Origin of the sequence: Protofrankia sp. CiP3 (assembly GCF_917627345.1) — a bacterium.
Taxonomy (GTDB): Bacteria; Actinomycetota; Actinomycetes; order Frankiales; family Frankiaceae; genus Protofrankia.
Map to the genome: position 1 here is coordinate 35,549 of NZ_CAKJTM010000028.1, position 3,224 is coordinate 38,772.

Below are 3,224 nucleotides of genomic sequence, written 5' to 3' on the forward strand. Positions count from 1 at the left end.
ACCGGGGGCGCCAGCCCGAGGGCAGCCGCGCCCGCATCCGGAGCCAACAGCGAATCAGCCCTGCAGGATCCATGACCAGATGGGCAGTGTGAGGAGCGATACCGGCACCCCGACGCCGACCATCAGGCTGGGCAGCGGAGTAGCCAGGCCATAGCGCATGGCAATCATTGCTCCGGCAACCATCGGTGGCATCGCGGTTTCGAACAGCGCGACCTGGACCCCATGGTCGCCAAGGGAGCCGGCCAGGGCATAGATCCCGAACACCAGGGCGGGGCCGATAACGAGCTTGACCAGCAGACCGATCGCGAGTTCCCGACGCCAGGCACGCACCGCGCCGATACGCAGTTGCAGACCGATCGAGAACAGCGCCAGGGGCGTGAGGGTTGAGCCGAGGGTGGTCAACGCCGCCGTCAGCCAGCCGGGGAAGGCGACCGGACGCAGTACCAGCCCGGTCAGTAATGCGATCAGTGCGGGTGCCGTGAGTAGCCGGCGGGCGATCTCCGCCCGGGTGACACCGGCTCCCGACGCTGTGGCCGCCACCGCGATGACCGCCGTCCCGACGATGATGAACGAGCCGAGCTGATCGACGAGAAGCGCGACCGGAACCGATTCCGCTCCAAAGAAGGCCGTGACCATCGGTATCCCGACGAAAGACGTGTTCGCCACGGCGGTAGTCACGATCAGCGCGCCCACGACGTCCCGGCGCAGGTGCAGGACGCGTCCGACCCAGAGGAAAAGTGTTGCGCTGAAGGCGAACAGCAGATATGGGCCAGCGACGATGAGTAACAGATTGGCAGGAAATATTACGCTGTGTAATACATTGAGTGCCAGGGCGGGCAAGGCTACGTCGAGTACCCAGAAATTGACCATCTGATGGGCACTGTCGTCGACGCGACCGTGCCGCCGCGCCGTGACACCTGCCACGATACCCGCCACCAAACCGACAACCAGGACGAGTAGAGCGGACACCTCCGCATCCTGTCAGGCGGACGGGGAGACCCCGCAGTGGGCCGCGGGCAGCCGTGCCGGCGCCGGTGGATACGCTCCTTGTCGTCCGCGAAGAGCGCCCGGTCGAGGCGGGAACCGAATCGGCCGCAAGCCTGCCTTTGCGTCCCGAGTCGCTCCGGAGGCCCGTCATAGTGTCTGTTTCAGCATCAACGGTCGCCTCGACCACCCTCGCGCTCGGCCCGAGCATCCTGGATGCGCAGCATCTGGCCAAAGCGGGTCTGATCGTTGTGCTTTTGATCATTTTTGCCGAGTCCGGCTTGCTTGTCGGTTTTTTCCTGCCGGGTGACTCGTTGTTGTTCACAGTCGGTCTGCTTGTGTCCAACCACACGTTGTCCACTCCGCTGTGGCTTGCCTGTTTTCTGATCTCGATTGCCGCGATCCTCGGCGACCAGACAGGTTTCCTGTTCGGGCGTAAGGTCGGTCCCACCTTGTTCCGGCGGCCTGACTCGAGGCTGTTCAAACAGGAGAACGTGGGCAAGGCTCGTGAATTTTTCGAGAGATACGGCCCTGTTTCGGTGATTCTTGCCCGTTTCGTGCCTATCGTGCGGACGTTCACCCCGATCATCGCGGGTGTCAGTGGCATGAACTACCGGCTCTTCAGTATCTTCAACGTCGCTGGCGGGCTGTTGTGGGGCAGCGCTGTAACGGTGATCGGATATTTCCTGGGCAAGGTCGACTTTGTGGCCAACCACGTCGAGACGATTTTCATCGGGATCGTGCTGCTATCGGTCATCCCGATCGCCTTCGAGCTGTTGCGGGCGCATCGCCGGGCAACGCGGCCGGCCAAGGGCTCAGGCGGCCCTCGGCATTCGTCGCAGTCGCGCCCGATACCTGATCAGGACTGACGGCGTTGGCCCGCTCGTCCCTGGGCGGAAGATGAAGCGCCCGGTGGGAGACCGCCAACACGGGGGGAGTTGGTAGTCGCCCCACCGGGCACTTCTCAGATTAGTTGGTCGGGGGCCCGTGTGTCCCGTTTGGCAGCCAAAAACCCGCAACGATCGCAAGGTTTTTCTTCGGGTGACCGGGCGGTTCGTCACAGTGTTTGCAAGATCCTGTTCAGGCAGCTATTTATGATCGACTGAAAACGTCCGGAGGCGCCGTGCCGTCAATAGGTCCTGTATGGCTTGAGAGCGCCCGGCAATAATGGTATGGATCAAGAAGTTGGGTTGGGGCGGCGCGTGCCTCGCGAGGCGGCTGCGGGAGCCACCGGAGGTGTTGCGACGAGCCGCGCTACCCATCCATCGCGCGGCGATGGATGGGTAGCGCTGACGCGAGATGTGTGCCCCAACCCCACGATACCGCGTCTCCTGGTGCTGAGCGTGCTGAATTAATATTACCCAACTTACCTGACAGGCGAGTGCGGTGCTTGTGTGCCCTGGGTTCCGTCCGGCGTATGGGACGTGCCGGCTCCAGTAGGCACCCCACGTCCGGGCGGTGTGGGAGACAAGGCTGTGTGAAACGCTGTACCGGGCATGCAAGAGTCATGTCATAACGGAAGTCATCTGACAGAAAACGAGGTTGGCTGATGTCCTCACTTGACCGCGGCACGCCCCCGGACCCGTTCGATCTTCTCCCCCGCGTACCGTCTTTCACGCTCAGTAGTGGCGACTTCTCCGATGGCGGCACACTTGCTCTATCGGCGGTCCACACCAGCGCAGGTGGGGAGAACCTCTCGCCGCACCTTGCGTGGACGGGCTTCCCCGCGGGGACGCGGAGCTTCGTTGTCACCTGTTTCGACCCGGACGCACCGACGGGCAGCGGTTTCTGGCACTGGACGCTGGTCGACATCCCGCTCTCGGTCACCGAACTGCCTCACGGCGTGGCAAGTGGTGATCTTCTGGGGCTGCCATCAGGGTCGTTCCACGTACGGAACGACTACGGTACGGCGGATTTTGGTGGCGCCGCGCCTCCGGAGGGTGATCGTCCGCATCGTTACATTTTCGCGGCCCATGCGGTCGACGTCCCGTCGCTCGGGCTCCCTGACTCTGTCTCGTCCGCGGTTGTCGGGTTCAACCTGGCGTTCCACACTCTTGCCCGCGGTGTCCTGCGGGCTACCTACCAGCGTTGACGCCTTCCCGGATATTGTTGTGAATCCGGCCCTCGTGGGCGCCCGCGGCCTCCCACAACAGGTCGTCTGGGACACGGTGGGCAAGGATCGCCAGGCGCGGGTAGGTTGGCCTACATGATTCGCAAGCTTGTGCTTCTCGTTGTCGTTG

Annotated in this window: 3 protein-coding genes; 2 read left to right on the top strand and 1 reads right to left on the bottom strand. The window is 63.3% G+C overall.

Annotated elements, in window-relative coordinates:
- Positions 1 to 54: 54 nt before the first annotated feature.
- The gene (locus MJ797_RS12520; RefSeq protein WP_239334514.1) at positions 55 to 969 is read right to left on the bottom strand and encodes an AEC family transporter; all 915 of its coding nucleotides are present in this window, start codon (positions 967 to 969) and stop codon (positions 55 to 57) included.
- Positions 970 to 1,139: 170 nt separating this feature from the next.
- On the opposite strand from MJ797_RS12520, the gene MJ797_RS12525 reads away from it, so the two are divergent.
- Both MJ797_RS12525 and MJ797_RS12530 read left to right on the top strand, forming a co-directional pair.
- Positions 1,140 to 1,853 carry a DedA family protein gene (locus MJ797_RS12525; RefSeq protein ID WP_239334515.1) on the top strand — a complete coding sequence of 238 codons (714 nt, stop codon included), beginning with the start codon at positions 1,140 to 1,142 and terminating at the stop codon, positions 1,851 to 1,853.
- A gap of 680 nt (positions 1,854 to 2,533) precedes the next feature.
- Positions 2,534 to 3,076 carry a YbhB/YbcL family Raf kinase inhibitor-like protein gene (locus tag MJ797_RS12530; protein WP_239334516.1) on the top strand — a complete coding sequence of 181 codons (543 nt, stop codon included), beginning with the start codon at positions 2,534 to 2,536 and terminating at the stop codon, positions 3,074 to 3,076.
- The last annotated feature ends 148 nt before the right edge of the window (positions 3,077 to 3,224 follow it).